At 48.5% G+C, this 24547-nt stretch carries 25 protein-coding genes and 1 tRNA gene; 14 read left to right on the top strand and 12 right to left on the bottom strand.

Annotation, left to right across the window (positions count from 1 at the left end):
* Window positions 1-8: 8 nt before the first annotated feature.
* A tRNA-Val gene (locus B0681_RS06190) sits at window positions 9-85 on the top strand.
* Window positions 86-276: 191 nt separating this feature from the next.
* On the opposite strand, the gene rapA is transcribed toward B0681_RS06190, so the two are convergent.
* The 6 genes from rapA to B0681_RS06160 form a co-directional block, all read right to left on the bottom strand.
* A complete protein-coding gene (gene rapA, locus B0681_RS06185) occupies window positions 277-3141 on the bottom strand; it encodes an RNA polymerase-associated protein RapA (RefSeq protein ID WP_078317874.1) in 2865 nt (954 codons plus the stop codon).
* Window positions 3142-3278: 137 nt separating this feature from the next.
* Window positions 3279-3731, bottom strand: a complete 453-nt coding sequence (locus B0681_RS06180; RefSeq protein ID WP_228143874.1) for a YbjQ family protein — start codon at window positions 3729-3731, stop codon at window positions 3279-3281.
* Window positions 3731-4093: a YbjQ family protein gene (locus tag B0681_RS06175; RefSeq protein WP_078317873.1), complete on the bottom strand. Its 363-nt coding sequence runs from the start codon at window positions 4091-4093 to the stop codon at window positions 3731-3733. Before B0681_RS06175 ends, B0681_RS06180 begins: the two co-directional genes overlap by 1 nt.
* Window positions 4094-4166: 73 nt before the next feature.
* A complete protein-coding gene (locus B0681_RS06170) occupies window positions 4167-4688 on the bottom strand; it encodes a YecA/YgfB family protein (protein ID WP_078317872.1) in 522 nt (173 codons plus the stop codon).
* A gap of 135 nt (window positions 4689-4823) precedes the next feature.
* Complete coding sequence (locus tag B0681_RS06165; protein ID WP_078317871.1) at window positions 4824-5042, bottom strand: hypothetical protein; 219 nt, start codon at window positions 5040-5042, stop codon at window positions 4824-4826.
* A gap of 132 nt (window positions 5043-5174) precedes the next feature.
* Window positions 5175-6428 (bottom strand): hypothetical protein, encoded by a 1254-nt coding sequence (locus tag B0681_RS06160; RefSeq protein ID WP_078317870.1) that lies wholly within the window; start codon window positions 6426-6428, stop codon window positions 5175-5177.
* A gap of 356 nt (window positions 6429-6784) precedes the next feature.
* Here B0681_RS06160 and serB point away from each other — a divergent pair, with 356 nt between their 5' ends.
* The 4 genes from serB (at window position 6785) to hemJ (ending at window position 10069) form a co-directional block, all read left to right on the top strand.
* Window positions 6785-7894, top strand: coding sequence for a phosphoserine phosphatase SerB (serB, locus tag B0681_RS06150; RefSeq protein WP_078317868.1), 1110 nt, complete (start codon window positions 6785-6787; stop codon window positions 7892-7894).
* Window positions 7895-7930: 36 nt separating this feature from the next.
* Window positions 7931-8440, top strand: a complete 510-nt coding sequence (locus tag B0681_RS06145) for a hypothetical protein (RefSeq protein ID WP_078317867.1) — start codon at window positions 7931-7933, stop codon at window positions 8438-8440.
* Window positions 8441-8536: 96 nt separating this feature from the next.
* A complete protein-coding gene (gene bioB, locus B0681_RS06140) occupies window positions 8537-9580 on the top strand; it encodes a biotin synthase BioB (protein WP_407661971.1) in 1044 nt (347 codons plus the stop codon).
* A 63-nt stretch (window positions 9581-9643) separates the two neighbouring features.
* Window positions 9644-10069, top strand: a complete 426-nt coding sequence (gene hemJ, locus B0681_RS06135) for a protoporphyrinogen oxidase HemJ (protein ID WP_078317900.1) — start codon at window positions 9644-9646, stop codon at window positions 10067-10069.
* Between the two features lie 100 nt (window positions 10070-10169).
* On the opposite strand, the gene B0681_RS06130 is transcribed toward hemJ, so the two are convergent.
* Window positions 10170-10853: a glutathione S-transferase family protein gene (locus tag B0681_RS06130; RefSeq protein WP_078317866.1), complete on the bottom strand. Its 684-nt coding sequence runs from the start codon at window positions 10851-10853 to the stop codon at window positions 10170-10172.
* 231 nt (window positions 10854-11084) lie between these two features.
* On the opposite strand from B0681_RS06130, the gene B0681_RS06125 reads away from it, so the two are divergent.
* A complete protein-coding gene (locus tag B0681_RS06125; protein ID WP_078317865.1) occupies window positions 11085-11507 on the top strand; it encodes a surface-adhesin E family protein in 423 nt (140 codons plus the stop codon).
* A gap of 18 nt (window positions 11508-11525) precedes the next feature.
* Here the strand turns inward: B0681_RS06125 and truC are convergent, their stop codons facing one another.
* Entirely contained in the window at window positions 11526-12263 is a 738-nt protein-coding gene (gene truC / locus B0681_RS06120) for a tRNA pseudouridine(65) synthase TruC (RefSeq protein WP_078317864.1), read from the bottom strand.
* Window positions 12264-12384: 121 nt separating this feature from the next.
* On the opposite strand from truC, the gene B0681_RS06115 reads away from it, so the two are divergent.
* The 6 genes from B0681_RS06115 to B0681_RS06090 all read left to right on the top strand — a co-directional run bounded on the left by B0681_RS06115 (window position 12385) and on the right by B0681_RS06090 (window position 18229).
* Entirely contained in the window at window positions 12385-13320 is a 936-nt protein-coding gene (locus B0681_RS06115; protein WP_078317863.1) for a metallophosphoesterase, read from the top strand.
* A 105-nt stretch (window positions 13321-13425) separates the two neighbouring features.
* Complete coding sequence (purE, locus tag B0681_RS06110; RefSeq protein ID WP_078317862.1) at window positions 13426-13962, top strand: 5-(carboxyamino)imidazole ribonucleotide mutase; 537 nt, start codon at window positions 13426-13428, stop codon at window positions 13960-13962.
* Between the two features lie 119 nt (window positions 13963-14081).
* Window positions 14082-15191 (top strand): 5-(carboxyamino)imidazole ribonucleotide synthase, encoded by a 1110-nt coding sequence (locus B0681_RS06105; protein ID WP_078317861.1) that lies wholly within the window; start codon window positions 14082-14084, stop codon window positions 15189-15191.
* Between the two features lie 137 nt (window positions 15192-15328).
* Window positions 15329-15793 carry a YaiI/YqxD family protein gene (locus B0681_RS06100; protein ID WP_078317860.1) on the top strand — a complete coding sequence of 155 codons (465 nt, stop codon included), beginning with the start codon at window positions 15329-15331 and terminating at the stop codon, window positions 15791-15793.
* Between the two features lie 148 nt (window positions 15794-15941).
* Window positions 15942-17159: an AI-2E family transporter gene (locus tag B0681_RS06095; protein WP_078317899.1), complete on the top strand. Its 1218-nt coding sequence runs from the start codon at window positions 15942-15944 to the stop codon at window positions 17157-17159.
* Complete coding sequence (locus B0681_RS06090) at window positions 17159-18229, top strand: 4-phosphoerythronate dehydrogenase (RefSeq protein WP_078317859.1); 1071 nt, start codon at window positions 17159-17161, stop codon at window positions 18227-18229. The genes B0681_RS06095 and B0681_RS06090 overlap by 1 nt, the downstream gene beginning before the upstream one ends.
* A gap of 71 nt (window positions 18230-18300) precedes the next feature.
* Here B0681_RS06090 and B0681_RS06085 read toward each other — a convergent pair whose 3' ends face one another.
* The gene (locus B0681_RS06085; protein ID WP_078317858.1) at window positions 18301-18909 is read right to left on the bottom strand and encodes a hypothetical protein; all 609 of its coding nucleotides are present in this window, start codon (window positions 18907-18909) and stop codon (window positions 18301-18303) included.
* 188 nt (window positions 18910-19097) lie between these two features.
* On the opposite strand from B0681_RS06085, the gene epmA reads away from it, so the two are divergent.
* The gene (gene epmA / locus B0681_RS06080) at window positions 19098-20060 is read left to right on the top strand and encodes an EF-P lysine aminoacylase EpmA (RefSeq protein ID WP_078317857.1); all 963 of its coding nucleotides are present in this window, start codon (window positions 19098-19100) and stop codon (window positions 20058-20060) included.
* 10 nt (window positions 20061-20070) lie between these two features.
* On the opposite strand, the gene B0681_RS06075 is transcribed toward epmA, so the two are convergent.
* The 3 genes from B0681_RS06075 to B0681_RS06065 all read right to left on the bottom strand — a co-directional run bounded on the left by B0681_RS06075 (window position 20071) and on the right by B0681_RS06065 (window position 23220).
* A complete protein-coding gene (locus tag B0681_RS06075; RefSeq protein ID WP_078317856.1) occupies window positions 20071-20886 on the bottom strand; it encodes an HpcH/HpaI aldolase/citrate lyase family protein in 816 nt (271 codons plus the stop codon).
* Window positions 20887-20989: 103 nt separating this feature from the next.
* Window positions 20990-22150: a dihydroorotase gene (locus tag B0681_RS06070; RefSeq protein ID WP_078317898.1), complete on the bottom strand. Its 1161-nt coding sequence runs from the start codon at window positions 22148-22150 to the stop codon at window positions 20990-20992.
* Between the two features lie 47 nt (window positions 22151-22197).
* On the bottom strand, window positions 22198-23220 hold the full coding sequence (locus tag B0681_RS06065; protein ID WP_211271511.1) for an aspartate carbamoyltransferase catalytic subunit: 1023 nt from the start codon (window positions 23218-23220) through the stop codon (window positions 22198-22200).
* Window positions 23221-23535: 315 nt separating this feature from the next.
* On the opposite strand from B0681_RS06065, the gene B0681_RS06060 reads away from it, so the two are divergent.
* Complete coding sequence (locus B0681_RS06060; protein WP_078254406.1) at window positions 23536-24534, top strand: class 1 fructose-bisphosphatase; 999 nt, start codon at window positions 23536-23538, stop codon at window positions 24532-24534.
* Window positions 24535-24547: the final 13 nt, after the last annotated feature.

Below are 24547 nucleotides of genomic sequence, written 5' to 3'. Positions count from 1 at the left end.
ACTTACACAGGCATATAGCTCAGTTGGTTAGAGCACCACCTTGACATGGTGGGGGTCGCTAGTTCGAATCTAGTTATGCCTACCACATCCAAAGCTCTTGAAGTCAATGATTTCAAGGGCTTTTTGTTATTTAGCAATTACTGACAATTAAAATTGATGATATTTTGTGCCTTTTGGCAAAAAAAGCCAAAGTAAACGCAAATTGAGCCAAGCCATACCACCAAAAAAAAATCGCTTAAGTAAGCACCTAAGCGATTTAGATGAATCGAATCTGCGTTAGTCAGGCGATACCACCACCAGCACTCGGATACTATCAGGCACGAGTGACAGATTGGCAAGTGCCGCTAGACCCTGTTCTTTACGCTTGGCAAGTGCGATAATCTCATCATCACGCACATTTGGGTTGATGGCTTGTAAGCGAGTCAGACGGCCAATTTCTTTATCCATATACTCACCAAAAGCGCTCATCGCCTGCGTGCTGATCTCATCAAGCTGGGCGGTGGCACGAGCTTTGGCATCTTGGGCACGAGCATCAATCACAGCAGCACGGGCTTTGGTGACTTGGCGGGCTCTTGGCTTGTCAAGGCGATCAATCAGCGGCATGATTTTGTCAGTGGTGGCGACTTTGGTTAGATCATCACCGCGTTCGCTCAAAAACACCCTTAGGCTCTGCTGTGGCAAATAAGCGGATAAATTGAGCGACTTAGCAGCGATGGCTTCGATACGATACTGACTTTCGATCAGTAGCATACCTTTTGGCAGTGCAGATGATTTGAGTAGTGCCACTTGGGTATTACCAAAAGTCCCTGACAGCACCATCTCAAGCACCGCCTGCACCAGTGGATGCTCATAAGTCATGTATTCCATATCTTCACGAGCCAGTGCCTGCTGACGGCTAAAGGTCAAAGTCATGCCATCTTCATCAATCGGCAAGCTCTCAATCCCTTCGATGTCCACTTCGGATGCATCGACCGGATGAATGATCCACGAGCCATCCCGCTGAATGCTATAATCCATACCCACTGCGGTCAGATAGCGATCTAGGAATACAGGCAACAGCTTGTTGTTGTCAAGCTCGTGCATGGCAGTCTCAATGCGTGTGGCGACATTTGGACGGCATGAATTATACTCAAGCAAGCGATCTCGTCCTGCCTGTAGCTCAGCTTCTAGCTGTCCACGATAGACGGCCGCTTCGGCAATCAGCTCAATGAGTGCCGTGCGATTATCCGCATTGTCACCGCCTTCAAGCAGTGGCTTGAGCGTGGCAATATAGGCTTCTTGGACAGATTGGGCGGTTGGGCTGATTTGATGGAAAATATTCAAAGCGCCATCATACCAATTGTACAGACGCTCTTGGGCAGTCCCCATCACAAATGGCACGTGCAAGCGGATTTGGGCAGTTTGACCGATACGATCGAGACGGCCGACGCGCTGCTCAAGCGTATCTGGATTGGCAGGCAAATCAAATAGCACCAAATCTTGGGCAAACTGAAAATTACGCCCTTCTGAACCAATCTCCGAGCACAGCAAAATCTGCGCCCCCGCATCATCAGCAAAATACGCCGCCGCTTGATCTCGTTCAAGCAGGCTCATCTGCTCGGTAAAAATCGCTGTCTTGATACCCGCGTGCAAGCGCAGCACCGCCTCTAGACTCTCAATCGTCGCCCCACTGCGGGCAATCAAGAGTACCTTTTTGTGCTTAAGCTCTTGGCGCAATAGCCCAATCAGCCATGACACTCTTGGGTCAGTCTCAAGCCATGAGCCATCAGGGTGATTTTCTTCGCCCCATAGCTGTTCACGCAGTTTGCCATCGGTATAGTGCGTGCCTTTCCATGCATCAGGCAGTGGCAATGGATAAGGGATGCTCATGCGACCGTGGAAACCTTGGACGCTATCACGGGTATTGCGAAACAGCACACGACCTGTGCCATGACGATCCAGTAGCTCATTAATCACATGGGTGCGCAGTCGCTCATTGGCATTGATATCAGCAAGCTCAGGTTCATCAAAGCCCAGTAAGCCTGCTACGGCACGGATTTGTTTTTCGGATAATTCTTGACCATCGATCAGTAATGTCGCCACCATTGCCACATCAGCAAAAGCATCTTGGGCGGCCACAAAATCATCCAAATCATCAAAGCGATGCGGATCTAGCAGTCTTAGACGAGCAAAATGACTCTCCACCCCAAGCTGCTCTGGTGTCGCTGTCAGTAGCAGCACGCCTGCGATATTGGCAGCAAAATCCGCCACCATCTCATATTTATCATTACCGCCTTGCTCGCTATCCCAATGTAAGTGATGCGCTTCATCCACGACAAGCAAATCAAAGCCTGCTGCATATGCTTGCTCATATAGGTCGTGATGGTCGAGCAATAGATCAATGCCTGCGATGATGAATTGTTCGGTCAAAAAGACATTTTGGTCAGGATTATGCTCTTTGATGGATGCAGTGCGGACTAGGTCAAATAATGCAAAATCCAGATTAAAACGACGCTTGAGCTCAATCATCCACTGATACTGCAAGCTATCAGGCACCAGCACCAGCACGCGATCAACTTTACCAGTCAAAATCTGCTGATGCATGATGAGTCCTGCTTCGATGGTCTTGCCAAGCCCTACTTCGTCCGCCAATAGCACTCGTGGCGATAGACGCTTGCCGACTTCGTGGGCGATATACAGCTGATGCTTGATGATATCCACACGAGCGCCGATCAAGCCACGCAAGGGATGACGGCTTAGCATCGCATGGATACGCAAGGCATCTTGGCGTAGCTCATACCAATCTGCCCCTTCGATACGACCAGCCAGCAGTCGCTCTAGTGGCTTGGCAAGGGTGATATTCGCCGCCAAGCGAGTCTCCATCAGGCTTTTACCACAGGTAAGATGATAACGCATCACGCCTGCGATATCTTCGCAACGCTCAACGGTGAATTGATTGCCATCTTGGTCGGTAATATCATCACCCACCGAGAACACCACACGAGACAGTAAGGCAGAAGCCTTGGCATACACACGGGTTTCTTCACTTTGGGGGAATAAGATATGCACACAGCGTTCATCGACATTGATGACGACGCCAAGCCCTAAGCTGGTTTCGCTGTCTGATAAATAACGCTGACCGATGGCAAAATTTTCACTCATAAAAAACTCGGGATTTTGTTGTTCTTTTTAGGATGGGTTATGGCGATAGGCTGTAGCCAAACCCGTTATTTTACTGCAAATAATATCAATTTGCTATGTTTGTTTATGGACGCGTTGTGCCTGATTTTCAAGATCACTCAGCGCATTGATCGAACTGCTACTGCATACGCCAGCATTTCAATACCGCCCTCGACCTCTGTCATCTCAAAGCGCAGACCGTATAAGGCATCAAAATCACGAGCGGCTGCCTGAGACTTGGCGCGCACCACCGCTTCACGGCGAGCGCGATCCAAAAGCGACTCATATACCGTCAAATTCTTGCCAAATAAGCTTAGCACGCCTGCGACCACAGTTTTAAAATAATCCTGTGCGATGACCACGCTACCCACCACCAACATCGACTCACTAACATCAGACGGCTCATAAAAACGCTCACTGGAGAGGCTAATGTGACGATATTTTTGTTCATCTGCGGCCAAAGTGGCCAAGTGTCGCCTTTCAGCACGCGTGCCAAAATACCAGCCAACCATAAATAAAACGATGGCCACCAGCCAATCCAAATGGCGCAGTATGATCGCTTCAAGTTCCATCACGGCTGCCCTGCGCTGTGAGAGGTCTCACCAAAAGGATTGAACTTTTTTTGTGCCTTGACGGCTGTGCCATAGACGAACAATTCAGAAGCGCCTGCGGTGATGTTCGAGGTCGAAAAGCGGATACCGACGATGGCATCCGCGCCCAGTGCTTCGGCCTTGGCGATCATGCGATTCATCGCCTCTTGGCGCGCCTCTTCGAGCAACTCGGTATAAGCGGTCAGCTCACCACCGACGATGTTTTTTAGGCCAGCCAACAAGTCTTTGCCGACATGCTTACTGCGCACGGTGCTGCCATAGACGACATCCAGACGCTCTGTGATGATGTGATTGGGTAGGGTTTCTAAATTGGATAACTGCATCAGATCACCTATGTGGTTTTATCAAATAAAAAGACAGGATGCATCACACCCTGCCCTGACTTAACATCCGCCTTTAGTCATTGGTGTGAAATAACAAAAACAGCTCAGTGATGTTATCTTCCAACGCATTGGCCATTTGCGCCAGTGTCTCGTCATCGCGCATCTCATCCATCTCTTCATCAATGCCTGACAGCATCACCATCGGCAAGGTCAGCATCGCCACATCCTCTTCGGTGCTTTCGTCATCAAACCAATCGACATTGTCATCAGAATACATCGCATCAACAAAGCCAATCGCCCAAGCCGCCAAATCACCATCTTCACTAAAATCAGTGGCCTCGGTGCTGGCATCGAATGGCAATTCAATCGGCTGCTCTGCTTTTAGCGTATCGATGAGTTCTTGCTGCCATGCTTTGAGCGCTGCTTTTACCTCGCTAGGCACCTGCGCATCCATACCCTCAAAAAATGCAGAGATCCAGTTTGGTAATGGCTTGCCAACTACTGTCGCCGTCAAAAAACCATGGGCTGCGATGGGATCCAAACCCGTTTCGTTGGCAGGTGATTCCAAATAATCAAATAGCTGTTGTTTATTCATATCATACTCATCAAATATTCGCCAATGGCAATTATCCATCAGCAACAACTCACAAATCGTGATATTGTCAGAAATTAACGCTTATGCCGACTGTTTGGGTCAGCATAAGCAGGCTGTTATCACCAAGTCGATGTGCTAAAAATCAAAATCATCGTCATCATCCAGATCATCGAACTCTGCAAAATCATCTTCATCTTCGAGCGCGCGCTTGAGCTTATTTAGGCGCTGCTCTTCTAGCAATGCATCGATTTTTAGGCGCTTTTCCAAAGGCTTAGCCTTGCCTTCATCAGCAAGCTTGGCATCAGCATCTTCTTCAAAATTATCGTCATCAAAATCATCATCAATATTACTCATAACGACTCCTTATCTACAAGCGGTCGGTTGGGTGCCTATCGTCCATTTTTAAAGCAGGGATTGTGTGGTGGAGTTTATCCATCCAGTAGCCTTATAAAACGGATTGACGATTTTGTCAAGTATTATCTTAATTTAGCTGTGATCTTCGCCCAGTAGTACTTTATCACGGGCGATTTTTAGGCGTTCGGCGGTGGCATTGGTCACGCCGACAATCTCACGGCCATCACGCTCATGCACTGTGCTTGGATGCGACAGCGGCGCTAAGGTCATGTACATCGAGACTTGGTTGCGTCCAGCTTCGCCAAAGATGGTCAGCGATTCTTCTTTGCGCATCAGCAGAATGTTTTTGGCGACATCAGAGAGCATCGAATCACTACACACCGCCTTAACGGGCAAGGCAAAGCGCTTGATTTCACGATGTTTTTGGTACACCACTTCATTAACCATCACCAAAAGCTTCGACAGCACTGCCGCTGCCGCTGCCGTCTTGGCATGGTCATCAGTGGCATACAGCGTGACTGCCGTACCCGACTCATCGAACGGATGCTTATCAGCCAGTGCCACACCTGCAAATAAAGGCAACTCAAGCACCGCGGCACACGCCCGATCAAACAGCTGATCACACAGCGCCAGATAAGCATCTTTGGTATCAATGCTCACCGTGGTCAGCAGATGATGCGGGTCTTTAAAGGTCAACTGCACTGTATAAGCCGCCGCCAATTGTGCTTCAGGCTCACGCTCTGTACGAGGAGCGACCTCATCTTGCGCCTCATCTTCATCATCCTGCACTTGTTCAGTCGATGCCGTGTCGGGTGCGGCTGCGGGTGCGGTATACAGAGTCTGCTCTGGTAATATGCCCTTACTTAACAGCTCTTTACGCACGGATTTGGCGATCTGGGCTTTTAGCTCATCGCTGGGTCTGGCGACATAACCATAAATCAGCCACAGCATGACATGCAGACCGATCACGCTTAATAAAAACACCCAATTGCCCGACAAAATCTCGGCGCGGCTCACCGCCTTGGCCTGCACAGCGATCTTGCCCAGCACCTGATCACCCGATGTGATCACCTGCTCAGCGCGGTAGCCATCACTGCTTTGCCCAAGCGGCACCAACACACCGCCTTGACTATCATACACCCCGACATAGCCAATGGCCTCTTCTTTGGCATACGGCTCCATGATCACACTCATACTCACCCGATCATACGCCGCCAGCGGTGCAGCAAGCTCTTGGCTGAGCGTCGCGATGCTGCGATCGACCACCGCTTGATTTTGGGCGGTGATGCTGCGCTCGGTACTGATCGCAAAGAACAGCAGATGCAAAACCAAACTTGTCAAAACGATTGCTGCAAAAATACCCTGTCTGGGTGCTAAGTATGTCATGATGTTTGCCAGATACCAACAATGAAATTTTGTTATTATAACATTATTTAGCCAAATAGTTAGCAGCTTTGGCAGATTTCTGTTCAGTTTTATGCAGTTTTTTGGGCTTTATTCAGGATTTTGTCACACACTTGCTCATGAGCACAAATCAAAGCAAGCCAAGCAGCTCGCCTTGTCGCCAAGCCGAATCGATATTCTTAGCTTTTGGTCTTTTAAAATCAGTGATAAACTGCTAATATGGTCAAATTATTCGCTCGGCCGATGGCTGCCAATAAGCTTGGCACACACCAAAGCCGCCTTCAAGACGCCGCCAATGGACGCATGTATCATAAACTTGATATAATAAAAGGTCTTACATGTCATACACTTATGCTCTACCAAAAAACAGCCAAGCATGGCAAAACGCAGTCAATACCGTCGCCAATCAGCTGCCTAGTGAGGTCGTTGGTGCAGATTTTACCGCCAATGACATCGCTGCCAAGCTTGCCAAGCTGCCTTTATTTGCCATCATCGTCGTCACACCCGATCAAGAGGCCAATGTCGATCAGCTGATGCAAGACTGGGTCGCTACACAGGCCAACTGGCAACTGGCGCAGGTTTTTGATGATGAGGTCGCCAAAGCCAATGCCCATCTGATCAGCACCGATGCACCCTTGGCTGATGTGGTGATCCATCGTTATCTATTGACCCCCAAATCCGACATCGGCCAAGTTAGCAAAACGGCGGTCGCGCACATCATCGATGAACAAATCTCAAGCCACCTGTCCGCTGCGATCCGTGCCGATGTACATATTTTGTCTGCTGATAAGATGCTGACGCGCCATCGCTTGGCTTGCTTTGATATGGATTCGACGCTGATCGAAGAAGAGGTGATCGTCGAGTTGGCCAAGTTTTGCGGCGTCGAAGAAAAAGTCGCCCAGATCACCGAAGAGGCAATGCGCGGTGAGATCGATTTTGCTACCAGTTTTGCGCGTCGTGTGGCACTGTTGGCCGATGCACCCATCAGCATCGTCGATGAGATCATCGCCAAACACATTCACATTCAGCCAGGTGCTGCTGCAACGATCCGCGCGCTTAAGGCGATCGGCTATCACACGGTGCTGATTTCTGGGGGCTTTGAGCCATTTGCCGACTATGTCGCCAAGACACTGGGCATCGATGAATATTACGCCAATCCGCTGCTGCATGACGGCAAAACCTTAAGCGGTATGGTCGATGACAATATTTTAGATGGCGATCAAAAAGCCGCCATCACCCAAAAAGTCGCTGCTCGTTTGGGCTTGCCCTTACAACAAGCCATCTGCATCGGCGACGGCGCTAATGATTTGCCAATGATGGCCATCAGCGATCTTGGTATCGCTTACCGTGCCAAGCCGATCGTCCAAGCCAAGGCCTCCGCTGCGGTGAATATCACAGGTCTTGAAGGCGTGATTTATGCGCTGGGTCACAGACTGGATCCACGCTGATCTGATTTTTATTATTTATTTATAAAAGGATAACTTATGTTTACCATTCCTGTCATCAATGTCAAAGCCGATGCTTTGGATGCGCTGCTTGCGGCATTTGGCCTGCGCTTACAGAATCTGGCCAAATCTCGCGAGAACGAATCATTCAACAACCTCATCAAAGATCGTACCGTCTGCATCCAATTCACCGCGCCAGAGGTTGCACGCTATTTTCGCTTTGAAAATGGTCATTTTGGTCAGGCGATGGGTACTGCCAGCAATGCCGATTTGACCGTGGATTTTAAAGATTCTATGACTGGTGTCAAACTACTCACCAAAGGCGATGTCGCAGCATTGATGACCGCCATCCAAGACGGCGAAGTCAAAGTCACTGGCGATTATAAGCTGGTGCTGTGGCTGGCTGGCATCGGCAAACAAGCGGCCACAATCCCTGAGCAATACAAAGGCTATTGGGATCAAGCCAAGCCCTTGATTGACGCCGCCAAACCTTACACCCAAACCGCCAAAGATCTGATCGGCAGCATCAAACAAAAGCTGGGTAAATGATCCAAAGCCGAGCCATCCTAGCCATTAGGATGGTTGCTATTTGCTGTATTTTTCGGTACAATCGTTTACTAAATTTTGATTTTTTTAGGTATGACCATGATGATGACGCACATTTCAAAGGATGAAATCGCCCGACTGTTTGACCTACCATTGATGGATTTGCTGATGCAAGCTCAGACGGTGCATCGTGAACATTTTAATGCCAATGAAGTGCAAATCAGCACGCTGCTGTCCATCAAAACTGGCAACTGCCCTGAGGACTGTGGCTACTGCTCGCAGTCAGGTCATCATCGTGACAAGACGGGACTAACGCCCGAAAAACGCCTAGAAATCGAAAAGGTACTGGCGGCAGCACGCCGTGCCAAAGCTCAAGGCTCATCACGCTTCTGCATGGGTGCAGCATGGAAACACCCGAGCGCCAAAGATATGCCGTATCTGGTTGAGCTGATCAGTGAAGTCAAAGCGATGGGGCTTGAGACTTGCATGACCCTAGGTATGCTAAGCCCTGATCAAGCCAAGACACTCGCCGATGCAGGTTTGGATTATTATAATCACAATCTGGATACCTCTCGCAATTACTATGACAGTGTCGCCACCACACGCAGTTATGATGACCGTCTTGAGACCATCGAATATGTGCGTAATGCTGGCATCAATGTCTGTTCAGGCAGTATCGTCGGCATGGGTGAGAGTCGCCAAGACCGCATTGACTGGATCTATGAGCTGACTCAGATGCCAATCCCGCCACAGTCCATCCCTGTCAACTTGCTCGTTCCGATCAAAGGCACGCCACTTGGCGATAAAGTGCTTGCCGAAGCTCGCCTGTCAATCATCGAGTGGATTCGCACCATTGCTGTGACTCGCATCGCCTGTCCGACCAGCTTCGTGCGACTGTCAGCAGGTCGAGAGAGCCTGAGTGATGGTGAGCAGGCATTGGCATTCATGGCGGGCGCCAACTCATTCTTCTATGGGGATAAGCTACTCACCACAGGCAACCAATCTACATCGCATGATGATCGCCTGATGGCAGAATTGGGCTTAACACCGACTCGCCCGATGCCAAAACCACAAATCATCGATGCGATGAACGGCACTGCCATCAATCAAGAGCGCCCTGAAGGCTGCCCACTCTCCGCCTAAGGCGTCATCAATTTCCCCAAAAAGATGTGCTATAATGGTACATCTTTTTTATTGGGTATCCGTATGCTAGAGTATATCAGAGCTTTTCATATCATCGGCATGGTGTGTTGGTTTGCTGGGATTTTTTATTTGCCACGCCTATTTGTCTATCATGCGATGAGTGATGATGCCATCAGCCAAGAGCGATTTGTTGTGATGGAGCGTAAGCTGTATCGTGGGATTATGACGCCTGCGATGATTTTTACTTGGGCGTGCGGTCTTTTGATGATTGGCCTTGCCCCTAGCATCTATCTGACCCAAGGCTGGCTACACGCCAAACTGGTCTTGGTGGCACTACTGACCATTTATCATCTGTCCTGCGGTCACTTCCGTGTTCGCTTGATGGACAATCCCAAATTCAAAAGCCATGTCTATTGGCGATGGTTCAATGAAATTCCTGTATTTATTTTGATTGCCGTGGTGATTTTGGCGGTGGTCAAGCCGCTTTAAGGCATATCATCACCGCTCACTGGCACAGCTTTATCGGTTGTGCCATTTTTTATCACTAAACTCAAGCAATCATCGTCAATACATCAACTCACATGACGCATCAAAACACCGTGCCAACTTTGGCAACAGTATTGATAAAGCCTGCCCGTGATTCACATCGCTCAAGCCATGCTGTGGTCGCACTCATCCCTGCCAAGCCCACACGCTGTCTGGCAGCTGCGATGGCAAAATACATCTGCACATCCGCACCTGTAAACGCATCCCCTGCAAACCATGGCGAGCGGCTCAGCGTCTCTTCTACCAACCCCAAAGCCGAATTGATATTATTACTTAAGATCATCTGATCAATGCCTGATTTGAGTTTGCGGGCAATCGGTCTGACAAGCAGTGGTGCTTTTTGGCTTGCCTTGGTCAAAATCAGCCCCATCACCAAAGGCGGCATCAGCGAGCCTTCGGCAAAATGCAACCAAAATGTATAATCACGCCACGCCTTGTCACCTGTCGGATAAAATCGCTGCTCGCTATCATAAGTTTTTAATAAATACTCAATAATCAGTGCTGACTCCGCCAACACCTGCTCGCCATCAGGCAAGCTATCATCCACCAAAATCGGTGCCTTGCCCATCGGATGAATATCCCTAAAAGATCTAGGCGCCAAATAAGTCCGCTCATCTCTCTGATGACTGATCAGCTGATACTCCAAACCATAAGCCAATTTTAGCTCTTCTAACAGCCACACGATGCGAAACGAACGCGATTTTTCTAGGTGATATAAAGTAATCATATATATTTCCAAATTAACAGCATTGAGCCATCATACATGATATTTTATCTTTGGTACAGGGTTGTGATGAGATTTATTCAATCGTCATCGGTACTTGGCAGGCATCAACGATTGGTTTAGCCATCAAATATTTTTACACATTCACCATATCCCCCACCTTGACACCACCCCCTATTTTTAGGATAATTTTTGGTAGTGTTAATTTGGATTAATCAAATTTGGGAGTTTATGATGAAAAAGTTATTGGCAGTAGCACTTGCCACAGTCATGACACAGCAAGCAATGGCGGTGAATTGGTTTGAGCTTGGCGAAACCTTCGATGGCGACAAACACTACATTGACTTAGATAGCATCCAAGCAGACACGCTCGTCAATGGCACACCTGTGATGACTGCATGGAAGCAGGTAGAACTTAAACAAGCACAAGATGTAGGTGGTAAAAAATATTGGACAGGTAAATACTTTGTCTATTATGACTGCCGTGCTCGCAAATTTGCCTTAGAATACAGTGCTGCCTATGACAAACAAGGCAGGCTGGTTGACAGTGGCAATACATCATCCTTTAGCCGGTATTCATCTGCCAATTGGAAGAGAGCCGTTCCAGGTACCCCTAGCGAACACACGCTCAACATCGTCTGTGCCTACGCCACCTGATCCACCACCCATCTGTCATCAGATGGGTATTTTATCACCCCACCCAAACGCATCCATCAGCCGCCCAAACTCATCATCCACAGGTGCGGTGATGCTCATCATCTGTCCTGTCATCGGATGACAAAAGCTGAGCTGATAAGCGTGCAAAAGCAGCCGTCTTGTGCCGACATGGGCGATGATGGCACGGTTTTGTACCTTGTCGCCATAGGTGGTGTCGCCGACGATGGGATGAAAGATATGTTTCATATGCCGTCTCAGCTGATGCTTACGCCCTGTGATAGGGGTAAGCTCGACAAGCGAATACCGAGATGTGGTGAACCGCTGACACGACACAAAGGGCTGCTCGGTGGTGGCGAGCACCTGATAATCAGTGATGGCAGGCTCAGGTGGCTTGTCATGATCGGCAAATTTATCCGCGATTTTATCAAGGCGTACCTTGAGCGGATAATCGATGCGTCCGCCTGTCGTCATCGCTCCACGCACCACCGCTAGATATTTCTTTGTCACTTCATGCCGCTCAAACTGCTCAGACAACCGCCGAGCCATCTCGCTAGTCAGGGCAAATAACAGCACGCCTGACGTCGGACGATCAAGGCGATGCACAGGATACACGAGCTGCCCAATCTGATCACGCAAGGTCTGCATCACAAACACCGTCTCATGCTTATCGAGCCACGAGCGATGCACGAGCATCCCAGCAGGTTTATTGATGATGACGATGTGTTCGTCTTGGTAGAGAATGGGGAGTGTGGTCACTGTCTTTGCCCTATTACTTCAATCACTGTCGTGAATCACGGATTTTTGCTGTCATGATAAACGGTTTTCGTGGCAAAAGCATCTGCATTTTGGTATATTAGTTCAAAATGGGGGTAATTTTATGATTTATGACATCATCGGCGACATCCATGGACAAGCAGATAAGCTGATTGGGCTATTGACACAGCTTGGCTATCGACATGATGGCGACTGCTATCGTGCACCGCCAAATCATCGGGCGATATTTATCGGTGATTTGATCGATCGTGGTGCTCGCCAAGTCGATACACTGCAGATTGTCTTTGAGATGATTGACCACGGTGAAGCCCATGCCGTGATGGGCAATCATGAGTACAACGCCATCGGCTATGCCACGCCCCACCCTGATGGCGACTATTGCCGAGCTCGCACCGCGTCAAATACGCATCAGCATCGGGCGTTTTTGGATGAATTACCGCTAGGCAGTGATGCATATTGGCACTGGATTAGCCGTCTGTATGAACTGCCGTTATGGCTTGAGTTTGATGAGTTTTGTGTCGTGCACGCCTGCTGGGATGTCAAGGCGATGGCGACGCTCACCCCCTATCTCACCCCTGATCATCGCATCACCCACCAAGGCATCATCGCCACCGCCATCAAGGACAGCAGTGAGTTTGTCGCCCTAGAGCGTATCCTAAAAGGCATCGAATCCCCCTTGCCTGATGGTATCGTACTCGTCGATGGGCATAACATTACCCGTACTCGCACCCGCATCAAATGGTGGCTCGATGATTGGCAAAATCTGCCACTGAGCCAAGCGGCACAGCTTGGCAGTCGTGCAGTGATGCATCTGCCCAGTGATCAAGATTATAAGCCACTACCGATGGATTTTGAGATTTTGACCGATAAGCCGATTTTTATTGGGCATTATTGGCTGGATGGTACGCCGACTTGTCTATCATCACAGGTGGTGTGTACTGACTATTCGGCAGGTAGTACAGGATTTTTGACTGCTTATCAGTTTGATACGGATAAGCCTGCCTTGTGTGATGATGGCTTTGTGCAGTTTTTGGGTTAAATAGATTTTGATTCATGGGTTTACGCCCAAAACTTAGCACACGGCTGATTGCCATTTTTGCCCAAATGTGCTAATTTATTCTTTTAATCACCATAAGGAAATCCTATGTCATCGAGCGATCAACCTGCACCAATCACTTCGCCAGCCGGCACGCCAAAAGTCGGCATCATCATGGGCTCACAGTCTGACTGGGCGACGATGCGTGAAGCGGCTCAGATTTTGGCGGATTTTGGGGTGGCATTTGAGTGCGAAGTCGTCTCTGCCCACCGTACGCCGGACAAGTTATTTGACTATGCCAAAGCCGCCAAAGGCAAAGGTCTACAAGTCATCATCGCAGGTGCAGGCGGTGCCGCTCATCTACCAGGAATGTGTGCCAGCCAGACCGCTCTACCTGTGCTAGGCGTACCTGTCAAATCCAGCACGCTCTCCGGTTGGGATAGCTTATTATCCATCGTACAGATGCCAAAAGGTGTCGCTGTCGGCACGCTTGCCATCGGTACAGCAGGGGCGTTCAATGCAGGCTTACTTGCTATCCAAATCCTAGCCCTGCATGATGAGAATCTAGCGACACAGCTTGATGCCTTTAGAACCAAACAAACCCAGACCGTGCTTGCCAATCCAATCCCAGGGATTATCAGCTAAGCCAAGCTGATAGACAGACTGGTAAAATTTGCGTTTTGTCCAAGATTTTCGGTCGAAAATATGCGATAATATCCGAAGTTTTTATAAAATTTCGGATATTTTTTAATTTGAGATCAACTATGACAAATTCACTTCACACCATCGGCATTCTAGGTGGTGGACAATTGGGCATGATGCTTGCCGAAGCTGCTTTGCCACTTGGTTATCGCTGTGTCTTTCTCGAAGATGCGGACAATCCGCCTGCTGCCTTGTACGGTCAAGTATTTAAGACGCACGAACTGGACGCCTTTATCAGTGCAAGCGATGTATTTACCCTAGAGTTTGAAAACACCCCTGTCGATACCGCACGCAAGCTAGGCGAGCTGACCAACAAAGGCGGATTATTTCCCCCTGCTCGTGCGCTCGAAGTCGCCCAAGACCGCCTAAACGAAAAAACACTGTTCAATCAGCTTGACATCGCCACCGTGCCATTTATGGCGGTGCATACGCTTGACGACATCAAGACCGCTGCCGATACCCTAGGCTTGCCACTGGTGCTCAAGACCAGTCGTGGTGGCTATGATGGTAAAGGGCAATTCGTCCTAAAATCTGCTGATGCCATCAGCGACGCTTGGGCAACACTGGGTGATGCAACCAAATCAGCACCGCTGATTGCCGAAGGCTTTATCAACTTTAGCCGTGAAGTCTCCATCATCGCTGTGCGTAGCAAGGCAGGCGAAATCCGCTATTATCCACTGGTCGAAAATATCCACACAAGCGGCATTCTTGCCAAGACCACCGCCCCTGCTGCCAATACTGAGCATCTGACCGCCCAAGCACAGTCAAATATCCAAAAACTGCTCGAGCATCTGGACTATGTCGGTGTGATGGCACTGGAGCTATTTGTCACAGATGATGGTGTACTTGCCAATGAAATCGCCCCACGCGTGCACAACTCAGGACACTGGAGTATCGAAGGGGCACACTGTAGCCAGTTTGAGAACCACATCCGTGCTGTCGCAGGCCTACCGCTTGGCGATACCGCCATCAGCCATCCATCGGTGATGCTCAATGTCATTGGCAAGTACCCAAGCCGTGCCGATGTACTTGCCATCGATGGCGTACACTATCACCACTATCACAAATCCGAACGAGATGGCCGCAAAATCGCCCACATCACAGTGATGACTGGTGATGAACATCAAGCCGATGCGGTAGCAAACGCCGAACGCCTATTGGTGAACTGCTAATTCTAGCCAATCCGCTCTTTTGGGCGGATTTTTTGTGGCAGGCTTGGCTCATTGCATGACAAGACAATCCGTTTGCCCACAAAGTCCAAGATAACCCATTAAGCAGTTTGACTCAAATAACTGATAAACGTAACGCCATGAAACTGTATATCGACGCTGACGCCATCCCCACCATCGCCAAAGAACTCATCATCAAGACCGCCAATCGCACAGGCGTGCCCACCATCTTTGTCGCCAATCGCCCCACTCGCCTGCCACCATCACCGCACCTATCGTCGGTTGTGGTCGCTGATGGCTTTGATGTGGCAGATGATTATATCGCCCAATCGGTGACATCTGGCGATGGTGTCATCACAAGCGACATCCCCTTGGCCAGTGAAGTGCTTGGCAAAGGCGGCTGGGCGATGACGGCACGGGGCGAAGTGTTTAGCCTTGAGACAATCAAACTTAAGCTTAATAGCCGTGATTTTATGGATATGATGCGTGGCACAGGCGTGCTCGACCCTAGCCAAATGGGCGGTCAAAAGCCGTATTCGGATAAGGACAAAAAGGCGTTTGCCGATGGGCTAAATCGCTTGGTCAAACCTGCCAAAAATAGTTAATCTTAATTATCAATAACTTTAAAAATAATAATATTACCAAACCTGCCAACACCAGCAAGAAAAAAGTGCAAAATTGGTGCAAAACAGACAAGCTATTTTGGTAAAATTGGTGCATAATAAGCAAAATAATTTTCAAGATAAGACCATCATGATCGAACAATGGACCAAAGAGAGTATCATTCAACGGCTACTGACTTTTATTTTACTGACCATTTTGATCATACTGTGCTTTCAGGTGGTGCAGTTTTTTATTTCGCCGATGATTTGGGCGGCGATTTTGGCATATGTCACTTATCCATTGTATCGATTCTTTTATCAAAAAGTTCAATTTAGCTCAACTTTTAGCGCCTTAATCATGACAGTGAGCATCTCGCTGATGATTGGCGTGCCGCTACTAATTGGCGTGTTTTTCTTGCAGCAAGAAGTCATTAGCTTTTATGGTATGGCGGTGCGTCGCCTACAAGCCGGCTATGTGGATTTGCCAGAAAGCATCAAAAATTTGCCCGTCATCGGTCAACAGGTGCGTGATTTATTATGGGAAATCAACAAAGACCCTGAGGCGTCCATGACAGCCATGCGTAACTGGGTGCAGTCGCATCTGTATTATGGCAAAATGGCGTTCGATGCGGTACTAAAAAACCTTGCCAAGCTTGGCATGGCGCTGATGACGCTGTTTTTCTTTTATCGTGATGGCCTCAGTCTCGTTCGACAAATTCGCCAAGCGCTGCGTAATGTCATCGGCGATCGCATCGATCATTATATCAATTCGGTGACTGCCACGACGCGTGCGGTGGTCTATGGGATTGGCTTGACAGCACTTGCCCAAGCATTGCTGGCTGGTATCGGCTATGCCATCGCCGGTGCGCCCAACCCGATACTACTGACCATCATTACTTTTATGGTGGCGATGATTCCTTTTGGCACGCCATTTGCTTGGGGCGGTGTGGCATTATGGCTACTGTCTCAAGGTCATACCACCGAAGGCATTGGTCTTGGATTGTGGGGGATTTTGGTGATCAGCTGGGTGGATAATCTGATTCGCCCAATAGTCATCAGCGGTGCGACCAAGATTCCGTTTATTTTGATTTTTATTGGTGTGCTTGGTGGCTTGACAGCATTTGGCTTTGTGGGGCTGTTCATAGGTCCTGTACTACTTGCCATCATGCTTGCCGTCTGGCGTGAATGGGTCAGTCAGCACAAAAATGAAATTTTTGCCAGTACCAAGACTGGATTTCCTGTAGCAGATGGCAAGGCATTGCTGGCCGATACCACGCCCGCACCCATCATCAATCACGATGCCATCAATACCGAAGATGCATCCACTGATACCGCCGACACCATGACCGATACCAAAAAGGATAGCTGATGCTGACCGTACTTGCCGATGAGAATATCGCCAATATTGACGACTACCTGCACCATCATGACATCAAGGTCATCAAGCTAAAGGGTCGTGACATCAACCGTGATGCCTTACTAGCACATCAGCCTGACGCACTGTTTATCCGCTCGGTGACACAGGTGAGTGCGGCGTATTTGGGCGAATTATCCGCCCTGCCACTGAAGTTCATTGGCTCTGCCACCATTGGCACTGATCATGTGGATACTGATTTTTTGGCACAGTATGGCATAAGCTTTAGTAATGCTACTGGCTGTAGCAAGCACTCAGTTGCCCAATATGTCATCACTGCCATTTTGCACACTTATCCAAGCTATCGCACCACGCCGATACGCCTAGGCATCATCGGACTTGGCAATATCGGTAGCACTTTGGCAGATTATGCCAAGCGGCTAGGTTGGCAAGTCTATGGCTACGATCCCTTCATCGCACCATCAGAGATCAATCATGCCACGCTTGATAGCGTGCTTGGCTGTGATGTCATCAGCATCCATACGCCACTGACGCACACAGGCAATTATCCAACCCATCAGCTGATCAATCAAGACACGCTCTCACGGATGTCGCCATCGACACTACTGATAAATACCGCTCGGGGTGAGATCATCGATGAAGCTGCCCTACTGGGTGACATCGCACGCACCCATCGCAAGGTTATCCTAGATGTATTCCCGAGCGAGCCCACCATCAGCACGCCACTGATGGACGCACTACACTTAGCCACACCGCATATCGCAGGTTATACGCTCGAAGGCAAACTGCGTGGCACAGATATGATTTATCAGGCATTTTGCCAGTCATTTGGTATCACACCTATTCAAAAACTTGAACCACTCCTACCGCCCAATCCGTATCGGTTTGATGACTTAATCCATCGGCTGGGTGGCAGTGATGCCGACCGAGCAGTGTTGGCACAGTTTTATGACATCGCCAAAGATGATACGAGCCTGCGAGCAGTCTGCACCGATACAGGCGTACAAGGTGCGGACTTTGACCATCTGCGTAAGACTTATCAGCTACGCCGTGAGTGGATATAATTAAGCACCAAAGACAACGCATCGCAGCTGACTTGGTGCTTAATTGGTATTGATTTGACTACTAATTCAAATTACTTTTTTGAATATCTAAAACTTGTATCTGGAGCAAGCATACAAATTTCTTTTGCTATCTTGCCATCGATACTGTGAACGGTCTTTGCATTGATGTATTTGGCATTATCCCATACCGATAGGAAAACAGACATACCACCTGCCACCTTTCTTTCCTTGTGGTCAGCAGTATATTTTTCAAAAATTGATTTTGAAAGCAGATTGTCATAGCACCCAACCGAGTACATATAAGTATCGTATGAGCCGTCTTGACTTTCAAGCTTAACAAAGGCGGAATTATAAGGCTTGACATGCACATAAGTCTTGCCGCCATCCAATTTCATCCGAAATGGTCTATCCGTCACATGGTTTACAGAACCAACATCTAAATAGTATTTCCATCCACGGTTTGTACCAACCAACTTCCAATATTTACCACCTATTTCATCGCCAATTTTTTCACTGACAGGAATATTCATCTTTCGTACTTCTGCCTGTATTTGCGCACTTTCTTCTTGAGTACCCAAAAGATGGTAGACATGCTTGCCTTTTTGTGCACCAAATACACAACCAGTCATCACAATTGGCAACATCAATAGTGTTGCAACTCTAAAACCACTATTTATCATATCTTTCCTTATCACAATGAGCTAAACAACTACAAGTATAAACCTTAATGTTTATACTGACAAGATTTTTGTTGTCAAGCATCAATAATCTACACATCTAAGCGATTGATGTATGGATACTTAGCTTAAGACAAGGTAGAATACACAAGACATTCTTGTAATATTTATCAATGCATATTTTGAGTAACATGACCGACTACCAACCCACTTTATCCCTGATCAATGCCCAAAAAAAGGCGGCATTTTTGCGTAAGATTCGAGAGTTTTTTTATCAGCGTGATGTCATGGAAGTCACCACGCCGATTTTGTCCAATCGTGGTAATACCGATGTGTTTATCGAGTCGGTATCGGTGAATTTTCATCATCAAGGTCAGCCAAAAACAGGCTATCTGCACACATCGCCTGAGTTCGCTATGAAGCGGCTGCTTGCCACTTATCAAGTACCGATGTATCAGCTGTGCCAAGTGTTTCGGGATAATGAAAAAGGGCATAAGCACAACATCGAATTTACCATGCTTGAATGGTATCGCCCGAGATTTGATTTGGATATGCTAGCTGATGAGTTGCAGGCGCTACTGACGACTGTATTTGGTACACCAATGGAGATGATAAAGCTGAGCTATGCTGATGCTTTTATCAAAACCGTACAGATTCATCCCTTATCCGCCAGTATCGAGATGCTAAGAACCTGCGCCCTATCGCATGGCATCACGCTGGATATGGGTGATGATAATCAAGGGTGGCTGGATTTATTATTTAGCCATATTGTTGAGCCAACATTGGGCTTTGGGGCGCCGACGCTCATCACCGACTATCCGCCTGCGACTGCATCGCTTGCCAAGATGTCAGTAGACGCCAATGGTCATCAAGTCGCCAAACGCTTTGAGCTGTATATCAACGGCATCGAGATTGCCAATGCGTATGATGAACTGGCCGATGGCAAAGCACTAAGGCAACGCTTCGAGCAGGATAATGCACAGCGTACAGCACTTGGGCTGCCAATCATGCCGATTGATGAGCATCTATTGGCAGCGTGTGATGAGTTGCCTGAGTGTAGTGGCATTGCCCTTGGCGTGGATCGATTGTTTATGGTGGTCGCAGGGCTTACTGACATCAGTCAGTCGATTGCGATAATGACTGAGCAAGCATAATCGATTGGGTTTAATGCTTGCCCAACACATCTTTTGCCCACAATATCAATGGCAAATCCACCATCTTGCCATCAATAGCAAACACCGTATCGCCTGTACGCTGATATTCTGCTAGGATTTTTTGGGCAAACACTCGTTCATCATCACTGGTGGCTAGAGCCTTTTTCATGATGGCTATCTGCTTAGGGTGAATCGCCATCTGCCCACCAAAACCAAAATCCACCCAGTGCTTGACGCAGTCCATCAGCCCTTTTTCATCATCAAAATCGACAAACACCGCATCAATCGGTGGGTGGATGTCATTTGCCAAAGAATGCACAAGTAGCTCACTGCGAATCTTATCAAATAGCACCGCTGCCGCCTGTGAGCCCATACGCACACCATGCGAATGCAATAAATCCAGACAGCCAAAACTCATCGCATACAGTCCTTTGGCAGTGGCAATCTTGGCAATATTCGCCACACCAACAGGCGACTCAACCACGGCGATCACCGGCAGTCCTGTGGCTTGGTGCAGATGTTCGACCTGCTCAGGATTTTGGCACTTGGGTAGGATGATGCCATCGACTTGATTGAGCTTTGATATGCACTGCAAATCATAAGTGTGCTCACTTTGGTGACTGGCATTCACTCGTAACCAATAGCGGTCATTGCTGGTGGCATCAAACTTGATTAACTGCTCACGCACATCATCCTTTTGGTCGTCTGCCACCGCATCTTCTAGGTCAATAATCACCACATCAGCACCTGCGGCTACCGCCTTTGGCACACGATCTAGGAGGATGGCAGGGACGAATAGGTATAGCGTATGATGATCCTTAGGCATATTCAATCCTTGATTTTAAGCTTGATGGCCAATGTTTGATGACAAATATTATTAATAAACAATAACTTGCCATCATCAGTTGTTATAAGCTTTTTGATCAGCATCACACTTCATCAAAAAACACCTGCGCAACTTTGCCCGTGAGGGTCTGCCCGATGAATGGCGTGTTCTTACCAGCTGATAGCATGGTATCCTTTGAGACGCGCCAAGACAGCTCAGGATCGATCAGTACCGCGCCACCGATGGCGTCATAGTTGGCGATGCCTGCGATCTTGGCAGGATTTAGGCAGATTTTTTCGATCAGTTGTTCAGGCGTTAAGATGCCATCTTTGACCAGCTTGACACCCAGTGCCACAAAGGTGTCAAAATTACTGATGCCAGGGGTAGCCTCGCCAAACGGTGCTTGCTTGGCTGATGATGACAGCGGCTCATGATGGCTACAAATCGCATCGATGGTGCCATCTTTTAGGCCCTCGATCAGCGCTTTTTGGTCGGTGTTACTGCGTAGTGGCGGCATCACATAGGCATTAGCATCATAGCCCTCGATGTCGTCATCGGTGAGATGTAGCTGATGCATCGCCACATCACAGGTCACAGGTAGGCCTTTTTTCTTGGCCAATGCGATCAGCTCCACAGAAGTACGGCAAGTAATCTGGCTAAAATGCACCTGAATGCCCGTCTCCTCCGCCATCAAAATCTGCTTTGATAATGCGATGGTCTCAGCCAGCCAAGGAATCCCCTGCAAGCCATGAAATGAAGCAATATAGCCCTCATGTGCCACCCCGCCTTTGGATAGGCTTGGCTCATCAGGATAAAAAAATACTTTTAAACCAAAAGTCGCGGCATATTCTAAGCAGCGCAGCATCACCAAATCATTGGCAAATCCGCGGCCAGCATTGGTCACCGCGATGGCGCCGCCCTGCTTTAATCCAGCCAAATTGGCAGGCTGCTCACCACCCAAATCATTCGTCAGCGCACCTAAAATATGCAAATGCACGCCGCCATCATGCAGTGCTTTTTCGCGCAAACCCTTCAGCAATGAGCCGTTTTGTAAAATTGGGTCAGTATCAGGCGGCAGCACCACATGTAAGATGCCATTGGCGCGGGCTGCACGCCCCTCGCTTGCCAAAGTGCCGTGTGACTGATGACCTGGTTCGCGCAGACGAGCGCACAGATCGACGATGGGCGGAATGAGCCATTTACCTTGGGTGTCAATGCCATCAAGGTTCGGTTGCTGCCAATCGGTAGGAAGTAAGTTTTTCATATCCATCTCTTATGCTTTCTTATTAAATAATCATCACCAGCCAGCGATCAGCGAGCGCTCATCTGACCCTGCATTGCCATCGCCATCACCGCCATACGCACAGCGATGCCATTATTGACCTGCTTTAGGATGACTGACTGTGAGCCATCGGCGACACTCGATGTGATCTCGACACCGCGGTTCATCGGGCCTGGATGCATCACGAGTGCATTTGGCTTGGCCAGTTTGACACGGCTTTCGGTGATGCCATACATCTTAAAATACTCTGCCGTCGATGGCAGCAGCGGTGAGCCGATGCGTTCGTTTTGGATGCGCAGACCGATCATTACATCCACATCCGCCACGCCCTGCTCGATTTGTTCGAACACCGACACATCATAGCGCTCGATGCCTTTTGGCAAGAGGGTGCGTGGCGCGATGACGCGAATGTCTTTGACGCCCAATGTCTTTAATGCGCAGATGTCAGAGCGTGCCACACGGCTGTGCTTGATGTCGCCAATGATGGCCACAGACAGCTCATCAAATGATTTGTTATTCTTAAGACATGCTTCACGATGGATGGTCAGCATATCAAGCATCGCTTGAGTTGGATGCGCATGCCAACCATCGCCTGCATTGATGATCGCGACATTTGGCGTCACCTGAGTGGCCATAAAATGCGCCGCCCCTGATGCCCCATGGCGCACCACAAACATATCGGCACTCATCGCCTCCAGATTCCACAAGGTATCACGCAGCGTCTCGCCTTTGTTGGTACTTGAGCGCGCGATATCCAGATTCAGCACATTGGCACCCAAGCGCTTTTGTGCCGCCTCAAAAGTCGTGCGCGTGCGCGTCGAATTTTCAAAAAATAAATTCATCACCGTGCGCCCTGATAGCTCATCGGTATTGATCAGCTTGTCATTGGCATCAAAATACCCCATCGCCTTATCAATGATGCTCTCAAGTTGAGCGCGATTGAGTCCTTCCACGCCCAAAAAATGACGAATGCCGCCATCGCTGGACAGTTGTGGTCGTGCCAATTGAGCATTGAGTCGTGCATCGACATCGGTCAAGATATTTTGCGACATAAAGATATCCTTGCAAGTAGTTTAAAAAGCATTACCTATCACCACACAAAAGCCTATGATTTCTAGGGCAAATTTGCTACACTATTAGCCAGATTGTTTGGCAAGTACGCACAGTGCCGACAATTAATTTATTTTATAAAATAATGTGTACAATGGCTTTGGAATCGTGATTTGGTTTGATGCTTTATAGTTTAGCCGATTTACCGCCAACTACAAAGCAAAAAATGAGATTTTTTATCAAGAAAATCGCCAATCTGACACCGCCATCGCCATGACAACCGCCATGACAACCGCCATGACAACAAAGGATGAACCATGACAACTTTACACGACTATCTGCAAACACATAGCACACCTGAGATTGCAAGCACTTTGACCACGCTTGCCACCGCCAGTATCTCAATCAGCCATCTACTGGACAAAGGTGCATTGGCTGGCATTCATGGCGAAGCGGGTAACGAAAATGTCCAAGGCGAAGCCCAAAAGAAACTCGATGTCATCTCAAATGATCTACTACTGGGCGCTTTGACTCGCAATCCACACTGTGCAGGCGTGGCATCCGAAGAGCTTGACGACATCAGCCCTGCCAACGAAGACGGCTCATTGCTCGTGCTGTTTGATCCACTCGATGGCTCAAGCAATATCGACATCAACATGACCGTTGGGACGATTTTCTCGATTTTGCCATATCATAATGTCGGCAAAACAGCCACTGCCGAGGATTTTTTGCAAAAAGGTGAAAACCAAGTTGCCGCTGGTTACTTTATCTATGGCACATCAACCATGCTGGCACTGACCTTGGGTGATGGCGTGGCGATGTTTAGTTTTGACCCAAATACCCAAGCTTATATCCTTATCAATGAACGCGTACAAATCGCCAAATCCACCGCCGAATACGCCATCAACGCATCAAATCATCGCTACTGGCTGCCGCCAATCCAAGAATACATCGATGGTCTGGTCGCTGGTGATACAGGCGTACGAAACAAAGATTACAATATGCGTTGGGTGGCAGCGATGATTGCTGATGTACACCGTATCTTGATCCGTGGCGGTGTGTTTATGTATCCATTTGATACCAAGATTGCTGGCAAAGCAGGCAAACTACGCCTGATGTACGAAGCCAATCCGATGAGCTTTGTGATTGAACAAGCAGGCGGTGCATCAACCGATGCCGTGGCTCGCATCATGGAGATTGAGCCGACACACATCCATCAGCGTATCCCTGTGGTGCTGGGTGCTGTCGAAGAAGTAGCATTTGTCAAAGAATTGCACGCCAAAGCAGGTATCTTGGCAAATGGTGAGCCAGCCTAAGCCATACACCAGA

It is taken from the genome of Moraxella porci DSM 25326, assembly GCF_002014855.1.
Lineage (GTDB): Bacteria > Pseudomonadota > Gammaproteobacteria > Pseudomonadales > Moraxellaceae > Moraxella > Moraxella porci.
This window is presented reverse-complemented; position numbering and strand designations above follow the sequence as displayed.

Excerpts from the sequence above, each read along its gene's own strand:
- B0681_RS06070 (WP_078317898.1), bottom strand. The coding sequence starts at position 22,150 with ATGAAAAACTTACTTCCTACCGATTGGCAGCAACCGAACCTTGATGGC.
- B0681_RS06165 (WP_078317871.1), bottom strand. The coding sequence starts at position 5,042 with ATGAGTAATATTGATGATGATTTTGATGACGATAATTTTGAAGAAGAT.
- B0681_RS06100 (WP_078317860.1), top strand. The coding sequence starts at position 15,329 with ATGAAACTGTATATCGACGCTGACGCCATCCCCACCATCGCCAAAGAA.
- B0681_RS06105 (WP_078317861.1), top strand. The coding sequence starts at position 14,082 with ATGACAAATTCACTTCACACCATCGGCATTCTAGGTGGTGGACAATTG.
- bioB (WP_407661971.1), top strand. The coding sequence starts at position 8,537 with ATGATGATGACGCACATTTCAAAGGATGAAATCGCCCGACTGTTTGAC.
- B0681_RS06175 (WP_078317873.1), bottom strand. The coding sequence starts at position 4,093 with ATGCAGTTATCCAATTTAGAAACCCTACCCAATCACATCATCACAGAG.
- hemJ (WP_078317900.1), top strand. The coding sequence starts at position 9,644 with ATGCTAGAGTATATCAGAGCTTTTCATATCATCGGCATGGTGTGTTGG.
- B0681_RS06145 (WP_078317867.1), top strand. The coding sequence starts at position 7,931 with ATGTTTACCATTCCTGTCATCAATGTCAAAGCCGATGCTTTGGATGCG.
- B0681_RS06065 (WP_211271511.1), bottom strand. The coding sequence starts at position 23,220 with ATGTCGCAAAATATCTTGACCGATGTCGATGCACGACTCAATGCTCAA.
- rapA (WP_078317874.1), bottom strand. The coding sequence starts at position 3,141 with ATGAGTGAAAATTTTGCCATCGGTCAGCGTTATTTATCAGACAGCGAA.
- B0681_RS06060 (WP_078254406.1), top strand. The coding sequence starts at position 23,536 with ATGACAACTTTACACGACTATCTGCAAACACATAGCACACCTGAGATT.
- B0681_RS06180 (WP_228143874.1), bottom strand. The coding sequence starts at position 3,731 with ATGGAACTTGAAGCGATCATACTGCGCCATTTGGATTGGCTGGTGGCC.
- B0681_RS06095 (WP_078317899.1), top strand. The coding sequence starts at position 15,942 with ATGATCGAACAATGGACCAAAGAGAGTATCATTCAACGGCTACTGACT.
- B0681_RS06130 (WP_078317866.1), bottom strand. The coding sequence starts at position 10,853 with ATGATTACTTTATATCACCTAGAAAAATCGCGTTCGTTTCGCATCGTG.
- B0681_RS06125 (WP_078317865.1), top strand. The coding sequence starts at position 11,085 with ATGAAAAAGTTATTGGCAGTAGCACTTGCCACAGTCATGACACAGCAA.
- serB (WP_078317868.1), top strand. The coding sequence starts at position 6,785 with ATGTCATACACTTATGCTCTACCAAAAAACAGCCAAGCATGGCAAAAC.
- B0681_RS06090 (WP_078317859.1), top strand. The coding sequence starts at position 17,159 with ATGCTGACCGTACTTGCCGATGAGAATATCGCCAATATTGACGACTAC.
- B0681_RS06160 (WP_078317870.1), bottom strand. The coding sequence starts at position 6,428 with ATGACATACTTAGCACCCAGACAGGGTATTTTTGCAGCAATCGTTTTG.
- purE (WP_078317862.1), top strand. The coding sequence starts at position 13,426 with ATGTCATCGAGCGATCAACCTGCACCAATCACTTCGCCAGCCGGCACG.
- B0681_RS06170 (WP_078317872.1), bottom strand. The coding sequence starts at position 4,688 with ATGAATAAACAACAGCTATTTGATTATTTGGAATCACCTGCCAACGAA.
- epmA (WP_078317857.1), top strand. The coding sequence starts at position 19,098 with ATGACCGACTACCAACCCACTTTATCCCTGATCAATGCCCAAAAAAAG.
- B0681_RS06085 (WP_078317858.1), bottom strand. The coding sequence starts at position 18,909 with ATGATAAATAGTGGTTTTAGAGTTGCAACACTATTGATGTTGCCAATT.
- B0681_RS06075 (WP_078317856.1), bottom strand. The coding sequence starts at position 20,886 with ATGCCTAAGGATCATCATACGCTATACCTATTCGTCCCTGCCATCCTC.
- B0681_RS06115 (WP_078317863.1), top strand. The coding sequence starts at position 12,385 with ATGATTTATGACATCATCGGCGACATCCATGGACAAGCAGATAAGCTG.